The sequence below is a fragment of the Methylobacterium goesingense genome, assembly GCF_022179225.1.
GTDB classification, from domain to species: domain Bacteria; phylum Pseudomonadota; class Alphaproteobacteria; order Rhizobiales; family Beijerinckiaceae; genus Methylobacterium; species Methylobacterium goesingense.
The window spans coordinates 13,199-39,405 of sequence record NZ_BPQL01000123.1 but is presented as its reverse complement, the minus strand read 5'-3'; the positions used below and the strand labels follow the sequence as shown (position 1 = coordinate 39,405).

General features: G+C 70.3%; 14 protein-coding genes, 1 tRNA gene and 1 pseudogene. 8 read left to right on the top strand and 8 right to left on the bottom strand.

What is annotated here, in order from left to right; all coding sequences use genetic code 11:
* The 4 genes and pseudogenes from MFF30_RS19940 to MFF30_RS19925 all read right to left on the bottom strand — a co-directional run.
* A pseudogene (locus MFF30_RS19940) lies at positions 1-451 on the bottom strand (UDP-glucose 6-dehydrogenase); the annotation flags it as partial.
* Positions 448-3,033, bottom strand: coding sequence for a glycosyltransferase (locus MFF30_RS19935; protein WP_238281466.1), 2,586 nt, complete (start codon positions 3,031-3,033; stop codon positions 448-450). The pseudogene MFF30_RS19940 and the gene MFF30_RS19935, both read right to left, overlap by 4 nt.
* Positions 3,030-4,925 (bottom strand): asparagine synthetase B family protein, encoded by a 1,896-nt coding sequence (locus MFF30_RS19930; protein ID WP_238281464.1) that lies wholly within the window; start codon positions 4,923-4,925, stop codon positions 3,030-3,032. Before MFF30_RS19930 ends, MFF30_RS19935 begins: the two co-directional genes overlap by 4 nt.
* Before the next feature lie 129 nt (positions 4,926-5,054).
* The gene (locus MFF30_RS19925) at positions 5,055-7,646 is read right to left on the bottom strand and encodes a tetratricopeptide repeat protein (protein ID WP_494337905.1); all 2,592 of its coding nucleotides are present in this window, start codon (positions 7,644-7,646) and stop codon (positions 5,055-5,057) included.
* 388 nt (positions 7,647-8,034) lie between these two features.
* On the opposite strand from MFF30_RS19925, the gene MFF30_RS19920 reads away from it, so the two are divergent.
* A complete protein-coding gene (locus MFF30_RS19920) occupies positions 8,035-9,420 on the top strand; it encodes a hypothetical protein (protein ID WP_238281460.1) in 1,386 nt (461 codons plus the stop codon).
* A 51-nt stretch (positions 9,421-9,471) separates the two neighbouring features.
* Here the strand turns inward: MFF30_RS19920 and MFF30_RS19915 are convergent, their stop codons facing one another.
* Both MFF30_RS19915 and MFF30_RS19910 read right to left on the bottom strand, forming a co-directional pair.
* The gene (locus tag MFF30_RS19915; protein ID WP_238281458.1) at positions 9,472-11,574 is read right to left on the bottom strand and encodes a glycosyltransferase; all 2,103 of its coding nucleotides are present in this window, start codon (positions 11,572-11,574) and stop codon (positions 9,472-9,474) included.
* Between the two features lie 59 nt (positions 11,575-11,633).
* Positions 11,634-12,638 carry an NAD-dependent epimerase/dehydratase family protein gene (locus MFF30_RS19910; protein ID WP_238281455.1) on the bottom strand — a complete coding sequence of 335 codons (1,005 nt, stop codon included), beginning with the start codon at positions 12,636-12,638 and terminating at the stop codon, positions 11,634-11,636.
* 299 nt (positions 12,639-12,937) lie between these two features.
* Between MFF30_RS19910 and MFF30_RS19905 the strand changes: the two genes are divergently transcribed.
* The 7 genes from MFF30_RS19905 (at position 12,938) to MFF30_RS19875 (ending at position 23,789) form a co-directional block, all read left to right on the top strand.
* Positions 12,938-13,426, top strand: coding sequence for a hypothetical protein (locus MFF30_RS19905; RefSeq protein ID WP_238281453.1), 489 nt, complete (start codon positions 12,938-12,940; stop codon positions 13,424-13,426).
* A gap of 252 nt (positions 13,427-13,678) precedes the next feature.
* Positions 13,679-14,992: a polysaccharide biosynthesis/export family protein gene (locus MFF30_RS19900; protein ID WP_238281451.1), complete on the top strand. Its 1,314-nt coding sequence runs from the start codon at positions 13,679-13,681 to the stop codon at positions 14,990-14,992.
* Positions 14,993-15,021: 29 nt separating this feature from the next.
* Entirely contained in the window at positions 15,022-15,825 is an 804-nt protein-coding gene (locus MFF30_RS19895; RefSeq protein ID WP_238281449.1) for an ABC transporter permease, read from the top strand.
* Positions 15,822-16,541, top strand: a complete 720-nt coding sequence (locus tag MFF30_RS19890; protein WP_238281447.1) for an ABC transporter ATP-binding protein — start codon at positions 15,822-15,824, stop codon at positions 16,539-16,541. Before MFF30_RS19895 ends, MFF30_RS19890 begins: the two co-directional genes overlap by 4 nt.
* Positions 16,538-18,001, top strand: a complete 1,464-nt coding sequence (locus MFF30_RS19885; protein WP_238281445.1) for a KpsE/RkpR family capsule polysaccharide export protein — start codon at positions 16,538-16,540, stop codon at positions 17,999-18,001. The genes MFF30_RS19890 and MFF30_RS19885 overlap by 4 nt, the downstream gene beginning before the upstream one ends.
* A gap of 58 nt (positions 18,002-18,059) precedes the next feature.
* On the top strand, positions 18,060-22,748 hold the full coding sequence (locus MFF30_RS19880; protein ID WP_238281442.1) for a sialate O-acetylesterase: 4,689 nt from the start codon (positions 18,060-18,062) through the stop codon (positions 22,746-22,748).
* Between the two features lie 342 nt (positions 22,749-23,090).
* On the top strand, positions 23,091-23,789 hold the full coding sequence (locus MFF30_RS19875; protein WP_238281440.1) for a LuxR C-terminal-related transcriptional regulator: 699 nt from the start codon (positions 23,091-23,093) through the stop codon (positions 23,787-23,789).
* A 315-nt stretch (positions 23,790-24,104) separates the two neighbouring features.
* Here MFF30_RS19875 and MFF30_RS19870 read toward each other — a convergent pair.
* Together MFF30_RS19870 and MFF30_RS19865 are read right to left on the bottom strand one after the other, a co-directional pair.
* A tRNA-Lys gene (locus tag MFF30_RS19870) sits at positions 24,105-24,180 on the bottom strand.
* A 102-nt stretch (positions 24,181-24,282) separates the two neighbouring features.
* A complete protein-coding gene (locus MFF30_RS19865; RefSeq protein ID WP_238281438.1) occupies positions 24,283-25,857 on the bottom strand; it encodes a 2-isopropylmalate synthase in 1,575 nt (524 codons plus the stop codon).
* Between the last annotated feature and the right edge of the window lie 350 nt (positions 25,858-26,207).

The window sequence follows — 26,207 nt, the reverse complement described above, 5'->3', positions numbered from 1 at the left end:
CGGGGTTGGACACCACCGCCACCTCGGCCCCCGGGTTGGTCTCGCGGATGATGCGCTCGACCTCGTCGCCCGTGCCCACCGGCACGGTGGACTTGGTCACCACCACGGTGAAGCCGGTCAGGGCCGCGGCGATCTCGCGGGCGGCGGCGAAGACGTAGCTAAGGTCGGCAAAGCCGTCGCCGCGGCGCGAGGGCGTGCCCACCGCGATGAACACCGCCTCGGCCTCCGCCACCGCCGGAGCGAGATCGGTGGCGAAGCTCAGCCGCTCCTGGCGCACGTTCTCCGCCACCAGGGCGTCGAGCCCCGGCTCGTAGATCGGCATGCGCCCGGCCTGCAGCGCCGCGATCTTGGCCGGATCCTTGTCGACGCACACAACGCTGTGCCCGAAATCTGCCAGACACGTCCCGGAGACGAGACCCACGTACCCGGAACCGATGACCGCGATCTTCATGATGCCATTCCCATCTTAAGTGGATCGGTTTCGCCGAAGACAGCGAGGGTCTCGCGGATCATCCGCTCGATCCCGAAGCGCTGCTCGATGAAGACAGGCGCGCCGACGCGGGCGCGGTGGCGTAGGCCGCGTGAGCGGATCACGCCGGTGAGGGCTGCGGCGAGGTTGGCCGGCGCGTCGTCCTCCACGAGGCGCCCGGTGACGCCGTCGAGCAGCGCCTCGCCCGAGCCGCCAGCGCGGGTGGTCACCACGGGCACGCCGAGGGATTCCGCCTCCAGCAGCACGTTGGGCAGGCCCTCGACCTCCGAGGCCAGGAGCAGCACGTCCATGGCGGCCATCCAGGGCTCGACCGGGCTCTGGCGACCCGCCAGCGTGATCCGGTCGGCCAGGCCCCGCGCCGCGATGGCGTCCGCGATCTCGGCCCGCATGGCACCGTCGCCCACGATGACGCCGTGGGTGCGGGGATCGCCCTCGGCCACCCGTGCCACCACGTCGAGCCAGAGATGCGGGCGCTTGGCGGGGGCGAGGCGGAAGACGCCGCCGACCAGGAGGGCATCGGGCGGAAGCTTGAGGCGCTCGCGCACGGCGCGGCGCTCCGACTCCGGCGCACGGGCGCGGATGCTGTCCACGTCGACGCCGTTGCGCAGGACCCGGATGCGCCCCGGCTCGAAGCCGAGCCAGGCCTCGTAATCCTGGGCGCCGGCGGCGGAATTGGCCGTGAACCGCACCTCGGGGCGCTCGGACAGGGCCCGGTACATGGTGGCGAGATAGGCCCGGTAGCGCCGGCGGTCGTTCTCGCCCGCCACCACGTTGCGCATGGAGCAGACGATGGTGGGCACGCCCGCGAGGAACGCCGCCACAGAGCCCGTCGAGATGACGCCGTCCTGCCAGAGATGGACGCAGGAGGGGCGATGGCGCCGGAAGCAGTCGTAGAGCTTGAGGATGTCGCGAGCGAGGTTGGGCGGGAAGGCCGTCATCAGGCGCAAGGCCTCGTGCAGGGCCGGGTCCTCGGCCGCGAGCACGCGCAGCACCTGGGTCTCGTTGACGGAGGCGAGATCCTCGATGACGAGGTGCTCCGTCTCGGCGAGGTTGCGCATCATCGCGCGACCCCGTGCCGGGGTGAGATCGAGGCCGGCGAGCACGGTGCGGCCCCGCCCCGCGCGGGCCCGCGAGACGCCGGCCGCCGTGAGCGCGACCTGACGCTCGGCGCCGCCCGCGCCCAGGGACGAGGTGCAGAGGATCACCGTGTCGGTGGGCGGAAGGATCGTGCGGGTGGGCGGCGCCTCGAAGACCCGCAGGAACAGGGCGCCGGGGAAGACCGGCACGTGGTCCCGCCCCGGCGTCGCCACCGCGAAGGCGGCGCGGCAGCGGGCGGCGGCACGCTGCAGGTCGGGCTCGACGTTCGGGTCCTGGAGGGCGGCCGCCAGGTGCGTCCAGGCCTCCGCGTAGGCGCCGACCTCCATAAGAGCCTCGGCGAGCACGGGCCGGACGCGACGGCGCAGGATCGGGTTGGCCATGGCGCGCCGGGCGGCCGCGATGGCCTGCGGCGCGTCTCCGGCGGCGAGCTCGACCCGCGCGATGGCAAGGAAGCCCTCGGCACCTTCGTGGGCAAAGAGCTGGCGGGCCTGATGAACGAGTTCGGCGATGCGCTCGTCGCGCTCCAGGGCGCCGTAGGCCCGCAGCGCACCCTCCCAGTGCGAGACCTCGCCCCGGTCGCGCTCCAGGGCGGCCTCGTAGGCCGCCGCCGCGCCGGCCCAGTCGTTGAAGCGCTTCAGGGTGCGCCCGAGCAGGGCCCGGTGCGCGGCGGCGTTCGGCTCGGCCTCGATCAGGCCGCGGGCCACCGCGACGCTGTGCTCCTTGCTGGATCCCGCCCCCTGCATCAGGCGCAGGCGCGCCTTGGCCGCCTGGGGGGCCTGCGCCTCCGGGCCCGTGAGGCTGTCGAGGAGCGCCAGCGCACGGGCGCCGTCGCCGATCTGCTCGTAGGCCCGAGCGAGGCGCAGGCGCAGGGGGCCCTGGTCGGCCTTCGCCGCCAGCGCCGCGACGCGCTCAAGGGTGGCCAGGGCCGCGCCGGGATCGCGCGGGGCCTCGATCCGGGTGGCGCGCAGGATCAGCGCGCCGGCGCTCTCGCCGAAACGCCGGGCATGTGCGGCGTAGAGGCCGGGCTGTTCGGCCGGGGGCGCCGTGGCGAGCCGGGCCTGGAGCAGGCGGTCGATGGCGTCGGCGTCACGCGGGCTCAGGGTGAGGTGCCGCTCCAGGGAATCGACGGCCTCCGCGTGCCAGCCCCGTGCCGCCATCTCCTTGGCCAGGCGCCGGAACACCCGGTAACGGCGCAGCCGCTCGGGGCTCGCCGTGGCGGCCACCTCGAGCCAGAGCAGGTGGGCGCGGTGCCGGTCGCCCGCGCTCTCCAGGGCGATGGCCCGGAGGGCGACGGCATCGACCGCCTTGGCGGAGGAAGGCGCGCCAGCGGGGGCCGCCGCTGCGGGAGCGCGCGACGCCGGCTTTCCCTCGGAAACCGGATGTCCCTTCGGCTTCGGGTTCGCGGCCCGGCGGGGCGCGGATCGACGGCTCTCCAGGGCGCTCATGCGGCAACCCCAGTCTCGGCGACGTCGGTCGCGGCGAATGCGTTCGGGAGGTCCGCCGTGCCGATCTCGGGCGCACGGTCGACGAAGCCGAGGAACCAAGTCTCCAAGCAGAGCAGAGCCCAGAGCAGCGTGCCGTTGGCGCGGGTGCCCTCGCGGTGATCGCGCACGAGCCGGTCGATCCAGGCGGTGCGGAAGAGGTCGCGATTGCGGAAGGCGGCGCTCGCCACCGTGTCTTCGAGGCGTTCGCGAAGGCTCGTGCGCAGCCAGAGGTCGAGGGCATGGCCGACCTCCGGCCGGGGGCTGGCCGGCTGGTCGAGGGCGGTTCGCACGAGGCCGCCAGGGCAGGCCGTCCCGTCGGGGCCGACAAGGCGCAGGGCCTGGGGCAGGCCGGCGCACCACGCGCCGAGATCGGTCTCGAGGAAAGGCGCCAGCAGGGTGGGGCCGGCCCCGTGCCGGGCGATGTCGAGGGGTGCCAGCATCCGGGGGGCGCCGTGCGCGACGTCGATGCGGGCCAGGAGGTCGAAGGCGGTGCCCGCATCGGCCCGTTCCAGGGAGGTGCCGAGCCCGTCGATGGGCGAGAGCAGCAGGGACCCGATCAGGGCGGGACCCGACAGGGCGAGGCGCTGCGGGTCGGAGGAGATGCAGACGCAGTCGCCGTAGAGGTCGCGCACGAAGGGCATCGTGGCGTGGAAGCCCTGGCGCGGGCTCGCCTGGATACGGGTGTCGCGGTGGCGGGCGAGCGCGGTGCCGAAGGCGGTGTAGTGCGGCCGGTCGAGGAGGAGTTCGGGGCCTCCCGCCGCCGTCAGGCAGACCGGGACCTCGGCGGATGCGGCGGTGAGCAGGGCGTGCTCGACGAGGGCGCCCGGGGTCGCCAGGGGCTCGCCGCGCCGCGGGATGAGGCGCAGCGCCGAGACCGCGCTCGCCGCGTCGAGCCGCACGGCGTGTGACCGGCACCGCGGCGAAGCGACGGCCGGGACGGCCGCGCCCTCCAGATGGATGGCAAAGTCGTGCACCTCCGGCCCGTCGCCCCGATGCGCGGCACGGATCGCCGCCTCGGCCAGGGCGTCGGACGGGGCGTCGCCGGTCCGCAGCACACCGATCGGACCGTCGCCTGGGACGGCGGCATCGACACGGCGGCGCAGTTCGGCCCGGGCCTCGTCCGGGGTCGGGGCCTCCGCGGGTGGGCGAGACGCCGGGCTCGGAAGGGTCCAGACCCGGGCTGTCCGCACCCCGCGCAGGCGCTCCGCCCGCAGGACGTGGGCCGGGCTCAGGCGCTGTACGCCGCTCAAGGGCGCGTGGTCGGCCGGGCAGAACCCGAAGGCGAGGTAGTGGGTCAGGGCATCGTGGTCGGCATGGCGCCGCACGCCGGGCCAGTGGGTGACCGCCGCGAGGTCGGAGGCGAAGACGAGGCGGTCGCGCAGGTGGACGTAGTGGAAGGGCTGGATGCCGAAGCGGTCCCGACCGCACAGCAGCGTCTTCGTCTCGGCGTCGTGGATCGCGAAGGCGTAGGCCCCCGTGAAGCGGGCGGCGGCGGCCTCGCCCCAGGCCCGCACGGCCTCGCGCAGGACGTCGGTATCCGTCTCGATCGGGCCGGGCACGCCGAGGGCCCGGAGTTCGGCGCGCAGGGCACCCGCATTGGAAAAGCCGCCCGCCAGGATCGCGGCGAAGCGTTCCGGCGCCCGCGCCGGGGCGGGCGAGCTGGCGCCTCCGACGAGGATCGCGGTATCGTGGGACACGATGCCCGCCCCGCCCCCGCCGCCCGCCAGGGCGGCGCGGACCCGGAAAGCCGCCCGGAAGTCGTCGTCCCCCAGGGGGTCGCCCTGCAGCATGAACAGGCCGGCGAGGGCCTCGTTCGATGCGGGGCGCGGGCACGAGCCGCCAGAACCGAGCATGGACGCTGTCTCCGGGAACGGATGGTGGTCGGGCGGGGGAGCGGCCCTGGGCGCGAGGGCGCGGCTTTCCGGACCCGCCCCGGACGCGATCCGGGGCGGGGGCCGTCGAAGGTCGGCGGAGGGGTTGCCTCAGGGGGCGGCCTGTCGGTTCAGCATGTCGCTGAGCAGGTTCACGGTGGCGACGTTGCCCGGCTCGATCTCCAGGGCCTTGAGGGCGGCGGGCACGCCCCGGTCGTAGAGCCGGATGGCCCGGCAGGACCGGGCGAGCTTGACCCAGTGGCCGGTATCCTCGGGCTCGATCTCGGTGAGGCGCTGGAGCACCGCGATACCGTCGCGATGGCGCTTGGCCATGCGGTAGAGCCGGGACAGGACCTTGAGGGCATCGGGCCGGGCCGGCTCCAGCTCCAGCATCTTGAGGCCGATCTCCTCCTGCAGCGCCACGTCCTCGGTGCTCACCGCCTCGCGAAGGCGCTTCGAGTAGGTCTGCATCACCTTGCGGAAGGTGCGCTGGGCCGCCTCGCTGTCGGGGTCGACCTCGAGCACGACGTCGGCCTTGGTCGCGGCCAGTTCCAGGTGGCCCGCCGCGAAGTCCTCGCGCATGCTCCGCACCAGGCGGCGCAGGGCCGAGGTGAGGTTGCGGGCCGCCTGCTCGTCCCCGGCGCATTCGAGTTCGTGGTAGACCCGCACCGCGCTGTCGTAGCGCTCGGCCCGCATGGCCGCCCGCGCGGCCTTGCGCTTGAACGGCTGTCCGTCCTCGGAGATCCGCGCGAGGCGGGCCCAGCTCTGGTTCGCCTTGAGCCAATCGCCGGCCTTCTCGTGGAGAAGGCTGAGTTCGCGCAGGATCCGCGCCCCGTCGTCCTGGATCGCCAGGGCCGCCTCGTAGGCCGCCACCGCGCCCGGCACGTCGTTCTCGGCCGCCCGAGCGCGGGCCGCGATGACGAGGGGGGTGAACAACCGGCGCAGGCCGGCTGCAGCGCGGGCGCTGTCGGGTTCGATCAGCAGGATCGATTTCCAGGCGGCGGCGGCGGCAGGGGTGTCGCCGCGCTCGTTGGCGACCTTGCCGCGCCGTTCCAGGGTGCGGATCAGGGCGGCGCGCATCACCGCGTCGATGTCGACCTCGCCGGTCTCGCGCGCGGTGGCCACGATGCTGGCCGCCTCCTCCGGATGCAAGGACGAGATCAGGGCCGGCACCGCCGCCATGGCGGCCTTGGGCTCGATGGCGGCGAGTTCGAGGGAGACCGCCGCCAGTTCGCGCATGCGCTTGAGCTTCAGGAGCGCGTCGCTCTTGATCACTAGGGCGCCGGCCTCGCGGGGGTCGCGCCGCAGGGCCGCGTTTGCGGCGGTGAGGGCCGCCTCGTAGTTGCGGACCTTCATCTCGCAACGCGCCATCTCGATGAGCGGCAGCACGAGTTCCGGCCGCATGATCGAGACCCGCTGCCAGATGGCGGTGGCGCTGGCGTATTGCTTGGCCCGCATCATGGCCTTGGCCGCCACCAGCAGGATGCGCAGGTCGTCCGGCGCACGCCGGACGAGGTCGCCCGCGATGGCGCAGGCCTCCTCCAGCTTGCCGACCCGCAGGGCGGTCTTGACCAGCATCAGGCGCGGCTCCAGCGCGGCCGGGTCGATGTCCACCGCCTCGCGGAACTCGGCTGCCGCCGCCGTGGTGTCCCCGCGATGGAACGCGACGGTGCCCAGCAGCGTGTGGACCCCCGCCTGGCGCCCATCCTCGGCCGAGAGGCCGTGCAGGATGGTCTCGGCCTCGTCGAGGTCGCCGTCGGCGATGCGCCGCTTGGCCTCGTTCAGGGCCGCCTGGATCGAGGCATGGACCAGGGCCGGCCGTGCCGGCGGGCGCGGCGGCGGCGCGGGCTCGGCCTCGGTGGCCGCCGTCACTTCGAGCACGGCCGGAGCGGGCTCGACCTCGCCGGTCGCCGCAATGCGGCCGAGGACGCCGTCGAACAGGATGCTGCCGATGATCGGCTTGAACGGGTTGGCGTAGTGGTTGAGATCGCGGCCCTCCTCGGCCATGGCCTCGGACACACCGTAGGTGGACACGTGCGGCGAGGGGTCGAAGTGACGGTAGCCGCGCATGGCGCAGATCTCGCCGATCCAGCCGCAGAGGCGGTTGCGCGAGGCGATGAGGTCGCCGGCGGTGTTCGGCACGTTGATGTGGTTCACGAAGACCACCGGGGCCGGCAGGCGCCGGACGATCTCGGCCATATGCGCCTCGAGTTCGTCGCGGGTGGTGCTGCGGATGTAGCCCTCGATGAGGACGCGGCGCTCCAGTGCATCGGTCTCGGCGAAGCCCGGGAGGGCCTCGAAATGCCGGCGGCGCACCTCCGGATCGCGTTCGCCCTTCAGGCCGAAGAAGGCTTCGAGGAGGCCACCCCGATCGCGGAAGGTACGCTCGAGGTAATTGATCTGCAGGTACCAGGCGTCGAAGACGATCTCCTTGACCGTGGAGATCTCGACCACGAACACATCGGTCGCCTGGCGCTGGCTGCGGACCAGGACACCGTCCGGCGTCAGGAAGCGGGCGAGTTCGGCAGGAAACTCACGTCCTTCGAGGTAGTCGATCTGCTGCAAGGCCTCCGGAGCGGTATGGACGAAACCATAGATGTTCGAACTATTCCTCCGAAGACCGCGCAACTGTACTGTAGCCCCCAGGGGCTCCGCGATCCGGCACGTGCCAATCGATGTATAGATGAGATCTTTGGTCGCCAATTTCCGGCTCCTCAAGGCTATAGAAAAGCCCGCTACAAATGGCGCGCTGACTTCCCAACCGTTTCTTTGTTTTTCCTGTTAAGGTTTTGTTAACCTATTGGGATTTGTAACCTCCACAAACCCGCCATTGTCGGTAGCCGGTGCGTGCGGCGTGGGTGATCTCCCCCTCCGAAAGGATGAGATCCGGTCCGGCGGGACGGATCGGCGGGTACCCGCCCTACGCCGATTGGCCATCGCCTTCGGCCCTCGTGGGGGCGGATCGCTGTCCGCCCACGAACGCTAGGCTCCGGCGGCATCGCGCGGGAGGCCAGGCAAGGACCGTGGGTCGGATCTCGACCGGTCTCGCCCGGGTCCGGGTCGGCGCGACGCTCATCAAGGAGTTCTCGCCATGGCGCGTCGGTATCCCCTTCGCGGATCGTCCTGCGACACCGCACCGCGTCGGGCCGCTCGAGGTCCCACCATCGTCACGGCCAGCCTGATCTGTGCTGGTCTCCTCGCTATGTCCGCGCTTCCCGCCGCGGCGGCGGATGGCTCGCTCGCGGCCCGCCGCTTCTTCGACGAGGCCAAGGCGGCGGCCGAGCGGGCCGCCCTGCCCTGTCGGCGGGTCGCGCCGACCGTCGGCGACGGACGCGTCAGCGCGAGCCCGCTGACCGGGCAGATCCAGGGGGCGGCCGCCGGCACCACGGGCGGGCTCGGCAAGCGGCTCCTCACCGTGACGCGCCTCGACGACGCGAAATCCTCCGCGAGCCGGCCGAGCCCGGAGGGCACCCTGCGCTGGGCGGTGGAGACGGCGCAGAATTCCGGCGGCGGCTGGATCGTCTTCGCCCCCGAGTTGACGGGACAGATCCACCTCGAGGCCGGGCTTCACCTGCCCTCCGACACCACCCTCGACGGCGGCTGCGGCGGCATCACGCTCTCGGGTGCCCCACGCCTGACGCAGCTCACCCTGACGGATGTCAGCAACGTCATCGTCAGCGGCCTCGCCTTCACCAAGGACCCCTACGACGACAAGGCGGACAAGACCGGCGACGCCATTGGACTGACCGACCGGTTCGACCGGGTCGCGATCCTGCACAACGCCTTCCACCGCTGCGGCGACGGCTGCGTCGACATCGTGCGCAAGAGCCGCTTCGACAGCGAGTCCCGCGCGACGGTGGCGTTCAACCACTTCGCCGAGCACAACAAGGTCATGCTGATCGGCACCCTGACCTGCTACAAGGACGGACAGGCGGAGGGCTGCCAGGAGCCCCTCCGGCATCTCGGCGACCTGATGGCGCCGCGCGTCAGCGTGACGGTGCTGGCCAACGTCTTCGAGGGCACCAGCCAGCGCCATCCCAAGGTCGTCTCGAACGCCGCCGTGCAGCTCGCCAACAATCTCTTCCTCCTCAGCCCCACCGCCTATTCGAGCGGCGTCGACAGCGCCGTCTACGGCTCGGCCACGGGCACCGGCGGCGTGCTGCGGGCGGCCGGCAACATCTTCGTCAATCCGGACCGCGCCGGCCGCATCGGCGCGGGTCCGATTTCGGTGGTGCGCGCCGCCACGGGCGGTGGCACCGAGGCCGACGGCGCGGTGGCGGCGGAGGACAACGTCACGGTGGGCAACATCCGGGTGGTCGAGAAGGACGCGGACATCGCGCGGGGCGTTCCCATGGCGTTGCTCCCCGTGCGGGCGGTCTCGGACACGAGCGCCGCCGGGCTCGCCACCTGCCTCCTGCGTTTCGCCGGTCCGAAGGGCATCGCGGCGAGCTGGCCGGAGGTCTGCGAGCGCTCGTGAGACCGAGCCGCGTGCGCCCGCGCCGGCGCGGCGCGGGCGTGGGCAGGCCGCCTACGTCAGGAAACTGCGCACCGTCCGCTCCATCATGGCGGCAACCGAGAAGGTCTCGCGGGCCCAAGCCCGCGCCGCGCCCCCCATGGCGGCACGGCGGGGTGCGTCGGCGCGAAGTGCCAGAACGGTCTCGGCCACGGCCTCGGGCGTAAGGTCGGGGCCGGCCGGCAGCAGAAGCCCGGTCCGGCCGGGCACGATCGTTTCGGCGGCACCGCCCGCGTCGGTGGTCACCACCGGCAGGCCGGCATGCTGCGCCTCGACGAGCACGTTGGGCAGCCCCTCCACCAGGGAGAGCAGCAGGAACGCGTCCATCCGCGCGAGCCAGGCGCCGACATGGGCCGAGCGGCCGACGAACAGGACGTGCCCGGCGAGGCCCAGGCGCGCGGCCCGGGCCTCGCAGGCCTCGCGTAAGGGACCATCCCCGACCATGATGAAACGGGTATCGGGGGCCGTCGCCCGGATGCGCGCGGCGGCTTCCAGCCAGAGGAACGGCCGCTTGTTCTCGTCGAGGCGCATCACCGTGCCGAGGGTGAAACCCGCGTGGGGCGTTCGGGCGAAGAAGGCCGCCGCGCGGGCGGCCTCGGCCGGCACGTCATCGGACGGCAAGGCCTCGGACGGCAAGGCCTCGGACGGCAAGGCGTCGACGCCGTTGTAGATGACGTCGACACGGGCCGGGTCGAGGTCGAGCCAAGCGGCGTAGCGGCGCGCGGCGGCGTGCGAATTGGCGGTGAGGCGTACGCCGGGGGCGGCCAGCAGCGCCCGATAGAGGCCGGCATATTCCGGGCGGTCGCGCTCCGGCCGGTCCACGGGGGGCAGGCTGCGCACGGCGAGGACGATACGCGGCACCCCGGCGGCCAGGGCCGCGAGCCCACAGGCCAGGATCGAGCCGTCCTGCCAGAGATGGACCACATGGGGCCGGCGGCGGCGGATCGCATCGGCGAGGCGTAAGGTCCCCTCCTGCATCGGGACGGGCAGGAGGTCGAGCATAGACGCGAAGGGGACGAGCACCGAGCGGGCCGGATCGCCGTCTTGCACCGGAAAGTCGGCGTATTCCTCCACCGCGAGGCCGTCCGCACGCAGGCCGGGGGCGAAGAAGTCGCCTCCGATCCGGGCCCCCGTCGAGCGCACCACGACCTCGATCGGCCCGGCGATGGTGCTGCCGGCGATGGGCGCAGCCCGGACCCGGGCGGCGTGCAGGCCCCGTGCCGTGAGGGCGAACTGACGCTCGGCCCCGCCCGCCCCGAGGGAGCCCGTGATCATCATCACGCGCCCGACCCGCCGGCGGCGGCGGGGCACCCGGCGCGTCGGTGCGAGGCGAGCGAAGATTTCGGCCAGCACCGCGTCGGCGGCGCGCCCCGGGGGCGGCATCGCGCCGTGCCCGCAGAAGGCCGTCAGACGGGCGCAATCGGCCGCCGCCGCCGCATGGGGCGCCGCGAGCTTGCCGCCCGAGCCGAAGCGGGCGATCCCATCCTCGAGCAGCCGCAGGGCCCGCCCGATCTCGCCGCGCTTCGACAAGGCACGGGCGAACGCCACGTACGTGGATTCGCGCGGATGGGTCGCGATCAGACGCTCGAACGCGGCATCGGCCTCCGCGTGGGCGCGGATCTCCTCGAGGCCCCAGGCCTGGAGGAGCATCGCCGGGCAAGTCGCGGGAGCTTTCGGGAAACGGTCTCGGACCAGCCGGGCGGCGGCCTCGCGCCCCTGTCGGCGCAGGGTCCAGCGCAGCACCAGGCGAAACGGCTCCACCGCCTCCGGGAAGCGCGCATGCACCCCGGCCCAGGCGCGGGCCGGCACCGCCTCCCGGTCCTGCGTTCCGGGCTCGACGAGTTCGGCGACCTCCACGAGGCGGGCGGCAAGGATCTGCAGGCGCTCGCAGGCCGGATGGGCGTGGACCAGCCCGAGCAGCACCTGGAGCGCGCCCCGCACCTCGGGGCCCCGGCCCGCGCCGGCGACGATCGCGGCGGCCCGCTGGAGGACGGCGCCGTCGGCCGGTCCGGGCCGCGCCGGCGCGCGAATGAGGATTCGCGTGATCGGGTCGAGCTGGACCGAGAGCGCGACGGCGCCGGGCCAGGGCGCGAGGGTGGTGTCCGGATCGTTGAGCATGGCGAAATTCCCCGCGCAGTGCCTCGCCGGGCCATCGCCGCCACGAGGTCCGTTCCGGCTCAGACGCAGTGATAGTCCCGGTACCAGCCGACGAAGCGGCCGACGCCTTCGGCGACGGGTGTGGCGGGCCGGAAGCCGGTCAGGCTCTGGAGGAGGCTGCTGTCGGCGAAGGTGCGGGGCACGTCGCCGGGCTGCATGGGCAGGTAGTTGTGCCGGCCCTTGCGGCCGACGGCGCTCTCGACGGCATCGACGAAATGCATCAGCGGCACGGGGTCGGAATTGCCGATGTTGACCGTGCGGAACGGCGCCACCGCCGAGAGAGTGTCCTCCGCATCCCGCACCGGCTCGCCGCGTATCGGCACCGCGTCGATGAGGCGAACGATGCCCTCCACGAGGTCGTCGATGTAGGTGAAGTCCCGCTCCATCCGGCCGTGATTGTAGATGTCGAGCGGCCGGTCCTGCAGCAGGGCCGAGACGAACTTGAACAGCGCCATGTCGGGGCGCCCGAACGGCCCGTAGACTGTGAAGAATCGGAACGCGGTGGTGGGGATGTCGAACAGATGGGCGTAGGAATGCGCCATCAGCTCGGTGGCCTTCTTGGTAGCGGCATAGAGAGTCATCGGCGCGTCCGCCTTGTCGGCCTCGGCGAAGGGCACCTTGTCGGCGGCGCCGTAGACCGAGCTTGTGGAGGCCAGTAGCAGGTGGCCCGGCGTCATGCGCCGGGCGCATTCGAGCACGTTGAAGGTGCCCGTCAGGTTGGAATCGACGTAGGCGCGCGGGTTCTCCAGGCTGTAGCGGACGCCGGCCTGGGCGGCGAGGTGGATGACCACCTCGGGGGCGGTCTCCTCCCAGACCCGGCCCAGGGCGTCCATGTCCTCGAGCATGAATTCGTGCGCGGTGAAGCCCGGATTCTGCAGCAGGGTCGCGTGCCGGCGCTGCTTGTAGCTGACGTCGTAATACGGGGTCATGCCGTCGATGCCGACGACTTCGTGCCCCGAGCGCTGCAGGCGCCGCGCCGTGTGATAACCGATGAACCCCGCCGTTCCGGTGATGAGTATGCGCACGAAAGCCCCTCGCTGCTCGTGACATGCCGGATTGCGGCGGATCGGTCGGCCCGAGCCGGCGGCATGCGTCCTTGGCGAGCTTGACTATGCGGCGGCGGGGCGTGTCGGGGGACATCGCCTTTCGAGGGGCCGCATTCTCCGAAGGAGGTAGGCCCCCGCCCCCCGAACGGAGGCGCTAAGGCCGATGGCCGAGTTTGCGATCGCGGCAAGTGCACGCAAAGCTCGCCGGCCTCCTCGGATGCGCCTTCCGCGGCCCGCGGTATGCCGGAGCCCGAGGTCACGCCGCAGACAGGCGCGTCATGCAGATCCCCTCCGAGCAAGACCAATCCGAATCCTGGTCCCCCGAAGCGGACGTCCAGGCGGAAGCGTCCCTCGATCCGGCCCCGCGCCGGACCCCGCCCGTCTCCTACGCCGTCGAGGTCGCGGAGGGCGCGTTGCGCCTGCGGATCCAGGTCGGCTCGAAGAGCATCCCCATCGCGATCACGCCCGAGCAGGCCGGGGAACTCGGCACCGCCCTGGTCGGAGCCTGCGTGCTGCATGCCGAGGGGCGGGCGCCCGAGCCGGGTCAGATCCTGCGCAGCGACCTGCCGGTGATCGGCTGGCGCACGGGGGTGATCCGGGAGCACGCACTGGCGGTTCTACTCCTCGACATCCTCGGCGGCCCTGAAATCGCGCTGCAGTTCCAGCCTGCGGTCGCCATCAGCTGCGGGCGCTCACTCTTGGAGACCGGCAAGACCCTGCAGACCTCGACCCTGCAGACCTCGTCTCTGCAGACATCGACACGGTAAACACCCTCTTCGCACAATGACCTACGCCGTTTGGTCATGTTGCCCTGCGATCGAGGTCGGTAAACATTCGGTTAACAGGACCGCCAAGCTGCTGCGAATACACAATGCTCAACGCAGGAGCGACGGCGGGTATCCCACTTCTTCTCCATCCCGTCTCGAACATCGTCGCCAAGACAGGTCAGCCGCGCGAGCGCCGGCCGGTCCGGCGAGCCCGCGTGCGGGAGACGGCGCCAGGCCGAGGAATCCACCCGGATGTCGCATCGCTTCGTGTCGAGACTCCTGATCACCGCCCTCGTCCTGGCCACCGGGTGCCGGCCGGAGGCGCGGGCCGCCGACGCCTACGCGCTGGGGCCCGCCGACAAGCTGCGCGTCACCGTCTATCAATGGACGCAAGGGGCGATGCCCGCGCAGGGCGGCGACTTCCAGGCCCGCCTCGACGGCCAGTTCGCGATCGACAATGCCGGCAACCTTCCCCTGCCGCTGGTGGGCGACGTGCCGGCGGAAGGCCGCGCGACGGCCGAGCTCGCCCGCGCCGTGGCGGAGGCGTTCCAGGCCAAGCTCGGAACCCTCACCTCGCCGAGCGCCTCGGTGGAGATCGTCGAGTACCGGCCCTTCTACGTGGTCGGCGTGGTCGACCGCCCGGGAAGCTATCCCTTCCGCCCCGGCATGACGGTGCTGCACGCGGTCAGCATCGCGGGCGGCCTCTATCGGCGGCCGGACGATCCGAGCCGCTACCAGCGCGAGGCCCTGGCGGCGGCGGGCGACGGCGCCCTCCAGGTCGCCGCCCGGGATCTCCTCCTCGTGCGCGCCGCGCGCCTGGAGGCGGAACTGGCAGGCGAAGACGGCATCGCGTTCCCCGACGAGATCCTGACCCGCAAGGGCGAGCCGACCATCGCCCGCCTGATGGCCGACGAGGCCAAGATCATGAAGCAGCGCGCGGTCGCACTCGACGCGGCGGTGGCCAACCAGCGCACGCTCAAGGCCCTGGCCGAGCGCCAGAACGGCTCCCTCGAGGCCCAGTCCGCCGCCATCGAGCGCCAGATGGCCATCGCCAAGAAGGAACTCGAGGATCAGACCGACCTCGTGAGCAAGGGCCTGTCGCGGCGTCCGATCCTATTCCCGATCGAGGCGCGCCACGCCGAGGCCGAGGCCAAGAAGCGCCAGCTTCAATCGGACATGCTCAAGAACGCGCAGGACGTCGCGCGCGCCGAGCAGACGGCCGGTGAGCTGCGGACCAACCGGCGCACCGAGATCCTCGACCAGCTCAAGGAGGCACGCGCCAATCTGGAGCAGGCCCGCCAGAAGATCGTCACCGATCAGCGCATCGTCGATCATTCCGACGGCGAGTTCCGGGTCCGCAGCGGCGAGGCGGTGCCGACCTACGCGGTGCTGCGCCGCGAGGGCGACCGCATGCGCGAGCGCAGCGTCCCCGAGACCGCCCGGGTCGAGCCCGGCGACGTCGTCCGCGTGATGCTGCCGCCCCGGCGTGCGCCGGGGGCGCTCCCGGAGACCGGGCCCACCGCCGCGCTCACCCGCGAGACCCACCTCACCGACGCCCGGCCCTGACCCCGACGCCCGACCGGAGGAGCGATACGATGCCGGCCCATGCCCAAACCCTCAGGAACGGTCTGTCGGCCCTGCGGACCCAGTCCGACGTGGTGGGCGCACTGATCCTGCGCGAGACCCATACGCGCTTCGGCCGGACCCGGCTCGGCTACATCTGGGTGCTGATCGAGCCGGTCGCCCACGCGGTGGGGCTGTCCATCGTGCACTACACCCTCGGCCGCCGCTCGCCGCTCGGGGGCAGCATGGCCCTGTTCTTCATGACCGGGCTGCTGCCGTTCTTCCTCTGGAGCAAGGTCTCGTACCGGCTGGTCTCGGCCTTCACCTCGGACCGGCCGCTCCTCAACGTACCGGCGGTGACCCATCTCGACATCCTGTGCGCCCGGGCCCTCCTGGAGGGCGCGACCTGGCTCATCGTCTCCACGATCCTGATCGCGCTGCTGGTGTCCATCGGCTTCAGCGACTGGCCCTTCGACCTCGAATCCCTGTTCGGCGCGGTGGCGGCGACGTTCCTGCTCGCGGTCGGCGTGGGGATGATCAACGCCACCCTCACCGCGCTCCTCCAGTCCTGGCACAACCTCTTCAACATCCTGACCCGGCCGCTCTACCTGGCCTCCGGCATCTTCTACCTCGTGGATCAGGTGCCGGCGACCGCGCAGGCGTTCCTGGTCTGGAACCCCCTCGTCCACGCCATCGAGTGGACCCGGATCTCGTTCTACCCGGCCTACGGCGCCACCACCCTGGACAAGGCCTACCTTGTCCAGTGGGCCGTCTGCACCTGCGTCCTCGGGCTGGTGCTGGAGCGCCTCGCCCGCCGGAAGGTGGAAGCGATATGATCGTCCTCGATAACGTCTCGAAGGGCTATCGCACGGCGCTGGGCGTCAAGCGCATCCTCGCCGACGTGGACTGCGCGCTGTCCACGGATCTGAGCCTCGGCATCCTCGGCCGCAACGGCTCGGGCAAATCCACCCTGATGCGCATGCTCGCCGGCTCCGAACTGCCGGACCGGGGACATATCGACCGCGACGTGCGGGTCTCGTTTCCGGTCGGGCAAGCCATCGGCTTCTCCAACATGATGACGGGCCGCGAGAACATCGCTTTCCTGGCCCGCGTCTACGGCGAGGACGTTCGCCGGACCGTGGCCTTCGTCGACGACTTCGCCGAACTCGGCGACTACCTCGACGAGCCGCTGCGAACCTACTCGAACGGCATGCGCTCGCGCCTGGCCTTCAGCGCCTGCATGGCGATCCGCTTCGACGTCTACCTCGTCGACGAAGTCACAGCGGCGGGCGACGTCGAGTTCAAGCGCCGCTGCAACCAGCTCTTCGCCGAGCGCCGACGCCATGCGCGGATCATTATGGCCTCGAACAACGCCAAGATGCTGAGCCTCTACTGCGACCGTGGCGCCATTCTCGAAGGCGGAGCGCTCCTGACCTTCGAAACCGTCGCCGAAGCGGTCTCCGTCTACACCAACGAGATCTACCGCACCGAGGTCCAGGGGGCGGACCGGCATGCGGACCGATGGGCCGAACGGGAGGCTGAGCCGTCATGAGCACCGAACCGGGACAACACGCCGCGCGGGTCTCGCCACTCCTCAGCGTCCTCAGGCAGCGGCGGGGGGCCGGCCGGACTCCGGCCGATGCGGCCTCGGTCGAACCCGCGGCGCCCGGCGACCCGGCGGAGGACCCACGGGAGGAAGCAGGCCCGGCGGAGCCCGAGAGCGTGGCGCGCTGGCTGGAAGGCCGGCCCGTCAACCGCAAGGCTTCCACCAAGCCCCCGATCCTGCGCGAGGTGACCGCGCTCGCGGGCGAGGCCGAAACGGCACGCCGGGTCGCCGAAGCGCCGGTCCGGCCGCTGCCGGGCCTACCCGATCAGGCTTCGCACCTCGCCGGACGGCGGGCACGCCGCCAGCGCCAGCGCCGGGGCATCCTGCTCTCGTTCATCGCCCTCGTGGTCCTCCCGACCCTGGCGGCGGCGCTCTATTACGGGTTCGTAGCCGCCGACCAGTACGTCTCGGAGGTCAAGTTCGCCCTGCGCTCGGTGGAGCGCAACGGCGGGCATGATTCGGCGAGCGTCGTCAGCGGCGTACCCAACGCGCTGGCCGGCAACACCGATTCCTTCATCATCGCCGACTACATCACCACGCGGCAGTTCGTGGACGAGGTGCAGCGCAAGATCGACCTGCGCCGGATCTTCTCCAACCCGGCCGCCGATGCCTACTCGCGCTTCGACCCGGCCGCGCCCATCGAGGCACTGGTAAGCCATTGGCGCGCCATGGTGATGTCGCGCTACGACCTCTCCACCGGCATCCTCACGGTCAAGGTCCGGGCCTATACGCCTGAGGACAGCTACCGCCTCGCCCAGACCGTGATCGACGGCTCCGAGCGCCTCGCAAACGAGCTGACGGACCGGGGCCGCCGGGATTTCGTGCGCTTCGCCGAGACCGAGGTGCAGAAGGCGGAAGCGCGACTGCGCGGCGCCCGCGACGCGCTGGGCCATTTCCGCCGCACCGAGGGAACCTACGATCCCGTCCGCGTGGCGATGAGCAACGCGGACCTGCTGGCCAAGCTGCGCTCGGACCTCGCCAGCCTGCGCGCCGAGGCGTCGGCGCTCTCCGCCTCGATGCAGCCCAACGCGCCGATGATCCAGACCCTGACAGGCCGGATCAAGGCCACCGAGCAGCAGATCCGCTCCGTGGAGGCCGAGGGCCAGCGCAACGGCCAGGGGCTGGGCGCGGACATGGGCAGCATGGTCGCGCGCTACGCCAGCCTCGAATCCGAACAGACCTTCGCGGAGAAGAGCTACGGCATGGCCATGGACGCGCTGCAGGCCGCCCGCGGCCTCGCCGACCGGCAGCAGATCTACCTCGCGACCTTCGCGCGGCCGGCGCTGGCCGAGAGCGCCCAGTTCCCCAACCGCCCGGCTTCGATCGCGGTGGTGGCGGGCTTCGCGCTCCTGGTCTGGCTCACCGGCCTGCTCCTCGTCCTCGGCATCCGCGATCACATGCGCTGAGCCCGCCCAACCGGCCTCCTGAAGACGGGCGGCTCACCTCAAGACCAAGGGGACGACCATGATCTTTCTGCAACGCGAGGGCGATTCCGCCGATGTCCGCTTCACCGGCGATCAGGCGCGCATCCTGAACAAGGCCGGGCAGGTCGTGGTCGACTGGACGTCGGGCGGTATCCTCCACAACGTGCCGCAGGGCGATGGCTACCGCCTCGAGGTCAAGACCGGAACCACGGTGAAGGCCGACGACCTCGCCATCGGCGCCGTGGTGTTCACCATCGGCCAGTCGAACATCGAGCGCTGGTACAACACCCCCACCGCCGTGCCGGATGCCCCATCCGGCACCTACCAGATGGAAGCCGACGGCTCCATCGGCCACGTGGCGGGCGGCGCCTCGACCTACTTTGCCGAGAACTACGCCGCCGAGGCCGGCGTGCCGGTGATGATGGTCGCCGCCGCCAAGGGCGGCACCGCCCTGGTGGCCGCCGCCGACAAGGGCAACGGCTACTGGATGGATACCTCCGCCGGCTCTCTCTACGCCACCGCCCTGTCGCTGCTCGCCAAGGTCGGCGGCTCCGCCGAAGTGGTGCTGTGGGCGCAGGGCGAGACCGACGCCTCGGCCAACATCACGACGAGCACCTACGCCACGGCGCTCACCACGTTCATGAACCGGGTGCTCGCCGACTTCCATTCCAATCACGTCCTGATCCAGGAGATTGGCCCCCACGGCGCCAACGACAGCAAGTACGACGACGTCCGCCTCGCCCAGCACCAGGTCGCCGATGCCCTGGCGGGCGTCGATATCGGTGCGATCACCACGGACCTGAACACCATCGAGGACGGCATCCACCTCACGGGCGCCGCGCGGGTCACGGCGGCCGACCGGCTCCTCGACGCGGCCCTCGGCTTCCAGGGCATCGACATTTCGCGGGCGGTACAGACCGGGGCCGACGACGCGGCGGGCAGCGACCACCTCGTGGGGACCGATGCCCGCGACGAACTGCACGGCCGCGCCGGCAACGACGTCCTCGACGGCGGCGGCGGCAGCGACGCCCTGTTCGGCGATGCCGGCGACGACACCATCAACGGCGGCGCGGGAACCGACCTCATCTGGGGCGGTGCGGGACGCGACACCATCGACGGCGGCGACGATGCCGACGTCATCTCGGGGGGCGACGGCGGCGACATCATCCGGGGCGGGGCCGGGGCCGACGAGATCTGGGCCGATGCCGGCGACGACCTGATCACCGGGGGTACCGGCAACGACGTCATCGTCGGCGGTGCCGGCATCGACACCGCGGTCTTCTCGGGCAAGTTCGCCGGCTACCGCATCGTCACTAACGGCGTCACCGCCACGGTCACCGACATCGACCTCACGGACGGCAACGACGGCACCGATACCCTCGACGGGGTCGAGTACCTCAGCTTCTCCGACAAGCCGCAATACGACATCAAGGGCACCGGCCTGCCGTCCCTGTTCACGGCCAGCGACGACTACGTCGATTTCGCCACCGTGACCGCCGGCACCTACGCGCCGACCTCGTCCCATGCGGGGCTTGCCGGCAACGACGAGATCTACCTGCCCAAGGACGCGGCCGCCGCCCAGGCCGCCGGCTACGACACCACCGTCGCCATGGACGGCGGCGACGGCAACGACGTTATCATCGGCGGCAGCCTCGACGACTGGATGAAGGGCGGGGCCGGCGACGACATCCTCAACGGCGGCGCCGGCTCGGACCGGATGGAGGGCGGGCTCGGCAACGACAAGTATTACGTCGATACCACGGCGGTGGGCACCACCGGCGACCTCGTGGTCGAGAAGGTCGGCGAGGGTATCGACACGGTGATCAGCACCGTGACTTTCACCCTCAAGAGCAACGTCGAGAACCTCACCCTCGTGGGTACGGACAACATCAACGGCACGGGCAACGAACTCGACAACGTCATCGCGGGCAACGACGGCAACAACATCATCAACGCCAATGCGGGCAACGACACCCTGTTCGGAGGCGCGGGCGACGATTCCCTGCGCGGCGGCCTCGGCAACGATGTCATCGACGGAGGTCTGGGGCGCGACACGGCGGTCTTCGCCGGCAAGTTCGCCGATTACCGGATCACCGATGTGGGCGGCGCCGTCACCGTCACCGATCTCAACGCCGCCGATACCGACGAGGGCACCGACACGATCCAGGGCGTGGAACTGCTCAAGTTCTCCGACAAGACCTACACGGTGAACATCCCGAACGGCCTGTTCACCAACGGCAACGACAGCGTGGACTTCGCCACCGTCGTGGCCGGCAGCTACCAGGCCGGCACACAGTACGCCGCCGGGTCGGGGGACGACGTGGTGCACCTGGCCGGAACCGCCACCGCGGCGGCGGCGGCGGGCTACGACACCACCCTGGCCTTCGACGGCGGCCTCGGCAACGACACGATCACGGGCGGCGCCCTCAACGACTGGATCAAGGGCGGCGACGGCAACGACTGGATCGATGGCGGCGCCGGCTCCGACAAGATGGAGGGCGGGCTCGGCGACGACACCTACGTCGTCGACGTCACGGCGGTCGGCACCAGCGGCGACCTCGTGGTCGAGAAGTTCAACGAAGGCGTGGACACGGTGCTCAGCAGCGTGACCCACACCCTGAAGAGCAACGTCGAGAACCTCACCCTCACCGGCCTCGCGGAAATCTCGGGCTTCGGCAACGATCTCGCCAACCTGATCATCGGCAACGACGCCAAGAACTCGCTCAAGGGCGATCTCGGCAACGACACCATTCTGGGAATGGGCGGCAACGACAGCATCACGGGGGGTGCCGGCAACGACACGATCGATGGCGGGCTCGGCACCGACATCGCCCTCTATCTCGGGGCCCGGGCCGATTACACGGTGACGATCACGGCCGGCCGGGTCGTCATCACCGACAACAACCCGAACGATATCGGCGGCGATGAGGGCACCGACACCCTGGTCGGCGTCGAGACCCTGAAGTTCTCGGACGGCATCCTCACGGTACCCCTCGGGAGCGCCCCGACCGCACTCGCCCTGAGCCATGCCGAGGTGCCCGAGAACAGCGCCGGCGGCACGCTCGTCGGCAGCTTCAGCGCGACCGATCCGGATGCCGGCGACACCTTCGCCTACACGCTCCTCGACTCGGCCGGCGGCGCCTTCGTGGTCGATGGCGCCAACCTCGTGGTGGCCGCCGGTGCGGTCCTCGACTTCGAGACCACGCCGAGCCTCACGGTGACGGCGCGGGTGACCGATGGCGGCGGCCACATCTTCGATCAGGCCTTCACCATCACGCTCTCCGACGTGCAGGGCCCGACCATCATCGGCACGGCCGCGGCGGACAAGCTCACCGGCACCTCGGAGGGCGAGACGATCGACGGCCTCGCGGGCGCCGACACCATGACGGGCGGCCTCGGCAACGACACCTATATCGTCGACAACAGCAAGGACGTGGCCATCGAGTTGCCCGGCGGCGGCATCGACACCGTCCTGAGTTCGGTGAGCTTCACCCTCGGGGCCAACCTCGAGAACCTCGTCCTCACCGGGGCCGCGAGCAAGGGCACCGGCAACGCCCTCGACAACGTTCTCACTGGTAACGACGCCAACAACACGCTCGACGGTGGGCTCGGCGCCGACACCATGACGGGGGGCTTGGGCAACGACGTCTACATCGTCGACAATCTCGGTGACGTGGTGACGGAACGGGCCGATGCGGGCACCGACACCATCAAGACGACGCTGGGCAGCTATACCCTGGGCATCGGCAGCGCGATCGAGGCCCTGACCTTCATCGGCACGGGCGATTTCCACGGCACCGGCAATGAACTCGCCAACACCATCACGGGCGGGGCCGGCAACGACACGCTGTGGGGCGGCGACGATACGCTCAAGGACAGCCTCAAGGGCGGTCTCGGCGACGACACCTACATCGTCGGGATCAACGACACCGTGACGGAAGCGGCGGATGCCGGCCACGACACCGTGCGGACCGGACTCGCGAGCTACAAGCTCGGCAGCAACGTCGAGGATCTCGTCTATACGGGCACCGAGAGCTTCAAGGGCACCGGCAACACCCTCGACAACTGGATCAAAGGTGGAGCGGGCAACGACACACTCGACGGCGGCGCGGGCAAGGACGTCCTGGTGGGAGGCGCCGGCAACGACACCTACCTCGTCGATTCCATCGGTGACCGGATCGTCGAGCGCCTCGACCCGAACGATGAATCGAGCCCCGATGCGGGCGGCATCGATACGGTCCTGATCAAGACCGGCCTCACCCAATACACCCTCGGGAGTTTCGTCGAGAACCTGACCTATTCCGGCCTCTCCGGCTTCCAGGCCACCGGCAACGAAGGCGACAACGTCCTGGTCACCGGTGCGGGCAACGACGTGCTCGCGGGCGGGTTCGGACACGACATCCTGACCGGCGGCAAGGGCGCGGACCAGTTCCTCTTCAACATCCCTGGCGAAGGCTTCGACACCATCACCGACTTCAGCCAGAGCCAGTTCGACACGATCGCGGTCACGGGCGCGAATTTCGGCGGCCTCCCCGCCGGCGCTCTCTCGGCGGACCTTTTCGTCCTCGGCAGTAGCGCCAATGCGGACCACGGTCAGTTCCTGTTCGACCCGAACGCCCTGACCCTGTCCTGGGACGCGGACGGCACGGCGACTGGCGCGCCCGTGGTGGAGATCGCCGAATTCACCAAGGCACTGACCCTGCATGCCAGCGACATTCTGATCGTGTAAACCGCTTCGCATACCGCCAGCGAAGCCGCACGTCGATGTATCTCCAGCACCGATGCGACGTATATCCAGTTCGGACGCGAATCATTTGCGCGGCTGCGCGCAGAATAATTTATGTTAAAAGTATTTATGTCGCGATTCGGCGAGAACCGCGCCATAAAGACTCCAAATCCGCCTCAGATCGGAGAAAATTTAATCAAAATCAATTTTCAAACGCGGTCATCGAGAGATCGTGTCAAATTTTCGCGATGGATACAGATGTTTCGCCGTTTTCGAGCCGAAAGGGTCTTCATAACTGGTTCAAATTTTGCAACGTTTTGGATCGACGACGATACGAGGTATGCCATGGACATCCTTGCGGGCATCGACTTTTCCCGGACAACGCTGGGACACGCCACCCTCGACGTTGATCCCGGTCGGACACCGTCGATTCTGCTGATCGACGACCGAATCCTCGAACGGGAATGCCTCATCTTCCGCCTCACCGTGGCGGGGTTCCAGGTTCTTGCCGCCATGAATGCGGAGGACTGGCAGGCATCGGTGGGGACCGACACCCTCTCGCTGATCCTCTATGTCTGCGATGGTTCGGCGGAAAAGCGGCGGCGCACCATCGCGGGCCTCCTCCAGGCGCCCCACACGCATCCGGTCGTGGTCCTGTCTCAGTCGGACGACATGGCCAACGTGATCGAGGCGATCGAGTGCGGGGCTCGCGGCTACATCAGCAGCCGGGCCAACGTCGATCACGTCATCGCCGCCATCCGCTTCGTCCTGGCGGGCGGCGTCTTCGTCCCGGCGAGCAGCATGCTGGCTGCCCGAAAGGCCCGGGTGGACCCCGCCGCCGATCCCGCCTGGCAGAGCAACTTCACCGCCAAGCAGATGGCCGTCCTCGAAGGCATCCGGCGGGGCAAGCCGAACAAGGTCATCGCCTACGAACTCAACATGTGTGAGAGCACCGTGAAGGTGCATGTTCGCAACGTGATGAAGAAGCTCAAGGCGCGCAACCGAACCGAACTGGCCTTCAAGGCAACCGAGATGACGCTCTAGAATCGCGTCCTCGTGTAGCCTATCCGGCTCGCCATCCGTATGCGCCTCAGCGCCGCCTGGGCGCGCTACAGGTCGATCGGGGCATGGCCGACGGGGAGCAGACCGCACGCCCGCATGCGGATGATCCCCTGCCCTGGCCCCGCACTTTCCTCGGCCGGCGAAAACCGGAGGATGACACGAATACGAGTGGAGGCCCGGCGGATCGAAGCGCCAACCGAGATCAGCTCAGGGCCGGGCCACGCGGCGATGCTCATGAGGTTCCGAAAACACAAAAGCTCCGGACGTTTGTCCAGAGCTTTGGCCGTCTGAGATGTTTGGTGGGTGCACAAGGGTTCGAACCTTGGACCCGCTGATTAAGAGTCAGCTGCTCTACCAACTGAGCTATGCACCCATCGCCTTGCGGCGATCGCTGCGGCCACCAAGTCCGCTGCGACGAGGGGGCTGATAGCAAACGCCCCGGGGGGTGTCCACCCCCGGGGCGTTATTTTCTCGGCTAAACCGATGCCGGGCTTTGCGCGTGCAGGCGCACGGCCGAGGCCGAGAGCTTGTTGAGGGCCGAGAGGTAGGCCCGGGCCGAAGCGACCAGGGTGTCGGGATCCGCGCCGCGGGCGGTGACGCTGCGCTCGCCGCTCTTCAGGCGCACCGAGACCTCCGCCTGGGCGTCCGTGCCCTCGGTGACCGCGTGGACCTGGTAGAGCTCGAGATCGGCCTCGTGCGGGACCAGGGCCTGGATCGCATTGAACACCGCATCCACCGGGCCGTTGCCATCGGCCTCCTCCGTGATGACGCGGCCCTCGATGTCGAGCTTCAGCGTCGCCCGCTGCGGGCCACGGGTGCCGGCGATCACCGAGAGCGAGACGAGGCGGATGCGATCATGCGCCGTGGCGAGATTCTCGTCGACCAGCGCCTCGATGTCCTCGTCGTAGACATGCTTCTTGCGGTCGGCGAGCGCCTTGAAGCGCTCGAACACGTCCTGCAGCTGGTTGTCGCTCAACACCAGACCGAGTTCCTCCAGCTTGGAACGGAAGGCGGCCCGGCCCGAATGCTTGCCCATGACGAGCGAGGTCTTGGCGACACCGACCGAGGCCGGGGTCATGATCTCGTAGGTCTCGGTGTGCTTGAGCATGCCGTCCTGGTGGATGCCGCTCTCGTGCGCGAAGGCGTTCCGGCCGACGATGGCCTTGTTGTACTGCACGGGGAAGTTCGTGGCGTGGCTGACGAGCTTCGAGGCGCGGGTGAGCATCGTGGTCTCGATGCCGGTCTCGTAGGGCATCACGTCGCCGCGGGTGCGGATCGCCATGACGATCTCCTCCAGGGCGGCATTGCCGGCGCGCTCGCCGATGCCGTTGATGGTGCACTCGACCTGGCGCGCGCCGCCTTCGACGCCCGCCAGCGAGTTGGCGATGGCGAGCCCCAGATCGTCGTGGCAATGCACCGAGAAGATCGCCTTGTCGGCGTTCGGCACCCGGTTCCGGACATCCTGGAACATCCGGCGGTACTCGTCGGGCGTGGCGTAGCCCACGGTATCGGGCAGGTTGATGGTGGTGGCGCCCGCGCGGATCGCCGCCTCGACGCAGCGGCACAGGTAGTCGATCGGCGTGCGGGTCGCGTCCATGGCCGACCATTCCACGTCCTCGACGAGGTCGCGGGCCTGGGCCACGGTCTTGAGGATGATCTCCACCACCTCGTCCTCGGATTTCCGCATCTGGTGCGCGAGGTGAATCGGCGAGGTCGACACGAAGGTATGGATGCGGCCGCGCCTGGCCTGGCGCACGGCCTCGCCGGCCCGGGCGATGTCGGCGGGGATCGCGCGGGCGAGGCCCGCGATGGTGGCGCGGTTGGCCCGGCGGGCGATCTCCGAGACCGCCTCGAAATCACCGTGCGACGCGATCGGGAAGCCCGCCTCGATGATGTCGACGCCCATCGTGTCGAGGAGTTCGGCGACGGCGAGCTTCTCGTCCAGGTTCATGGTGGCGCCGGGGCACTGCTCGCCGTCGCGCAGGGTGGTGTCGAAGATGAGGACGCGGTCCTTGCTCGCGGTCGCGGAGCGGGTCGGGGATACGGTCATGGTCGGGTGTCCTGTCGCGGCGCGCTCCGGATGCGGACGCGGCGCCCTGGAAATCGATCGATGGAATCCTGGCGGCGGGCGGCCTGCCGGCGGCCCCGCCGATGCGCACCCCTGAGAGCCCAGGCGCACGCGCCCGGACGGCCCTCAGGGGCGGATAAGGAGCAACAGGGCGGCAAGAGACGCGCGCGACCGGGCGGCCGCGCGGGCGGCGTCGATCGTGCTGCGCATGGAGCCGGCGATGGCCAAGGCTCGTCTCTCCCGAGGGGCAACGGCGCGTCGATGCGGCGCGGCCGTCTACGAAGGCGGCTGTCGTAGCCCCTGGACAACCGCTTGACAAGGTTCGGTTCCCC

Excerpts from the sequence above, each read along its gene's own strand:
- MFF30_RS19935 (WP_238281466.1), bottom strand. The coding sequence starts at position 3,033 with ATGAGCGCCCTGGAGAGCCGTCGATCCGCGCCCCGCCGGGCCGCGAAC.
- MFF30_RS19930 (WP_238281464.1), bottom strand. The coding sequence starts at position 4,925 with ATGCTCGGTTCTGGCGGCTCGTGCCCGCGCCCCGCATCGAACGAGGCC.
- MFF30_RS19920 (WP_238281460.1), top strand. The coding sequence starts at position 8,035 with ATGGCGCGTCGGTATCCCCTTCGCGGATCGTCCTGCGACACCGCACCG.
- MFF30_RS19915 (WP_238281458.1), bottom strand. The coding sequence starts at position 11,574 with ATGCTCAACGATCCGGACACCACCCTCGCGCCCTGGCCCGGCGCCGTC.
- MFF30_RS19905 (WP_238281453.1), top strand. The coding sequence starts at position 12,938 with ATGCAGATCCCCTCCGAGCAAGACCAATCCGAATCCTGGTCCCCCGAA.
- MFF30_RS19900 (WP_238281451.1), top strand. The coding sequence starts at position 13,679 with ATGTCGCATCGCTTCGTGTCGAGACTCCTGATCACCGCCCTCGTCCTG.
- MFF30_RS19895 (WP_238281449.1), top strand. The coding sequence starts at position 15,022 with ATGCCGGCCCATGCCCAAACCCTCAGGAACGGTCTGTCGGCCCTGCGG.
- MFF30_RS19890 (WP_238281447.1), top strand. The coding sequence starts at position 15,822 with ATGATCGTCCTCGATAACGTCTCGAAGGGCTATCGCACGGCGCTGGGC.
- MFF30_RS19885 (WP_238281445.1), top strand. The coding sequence starts at position 16,538 with ATGAGCACCGAACCGGGACAACACGCCGCGCGGGTCTCGCCACTCCTC.
- MFF30_RS19880 (WP_238281442.1), top strand. The coding sequence starts at position 18,060 with ATGATCTTTCTGCAACGCGAGGGCGATTCCGCCGATGTCCGCTTCACC.
- MFF30_RS19875 (WP_238281440.1), top strand. The coding sequence starts at position 23,091 with ATGGACATCCTTGCGGGCATCGACTTTTCCCGGACAACGCTGGGACAC.
- MFF30_RS19865 (WP_238281438.1), bottom strand. The coding sequence starts at position 25,857 with ATGACCGTATCCCCGACCCGCTCCGCGACCGCGAGCAAGGACCGCGTC.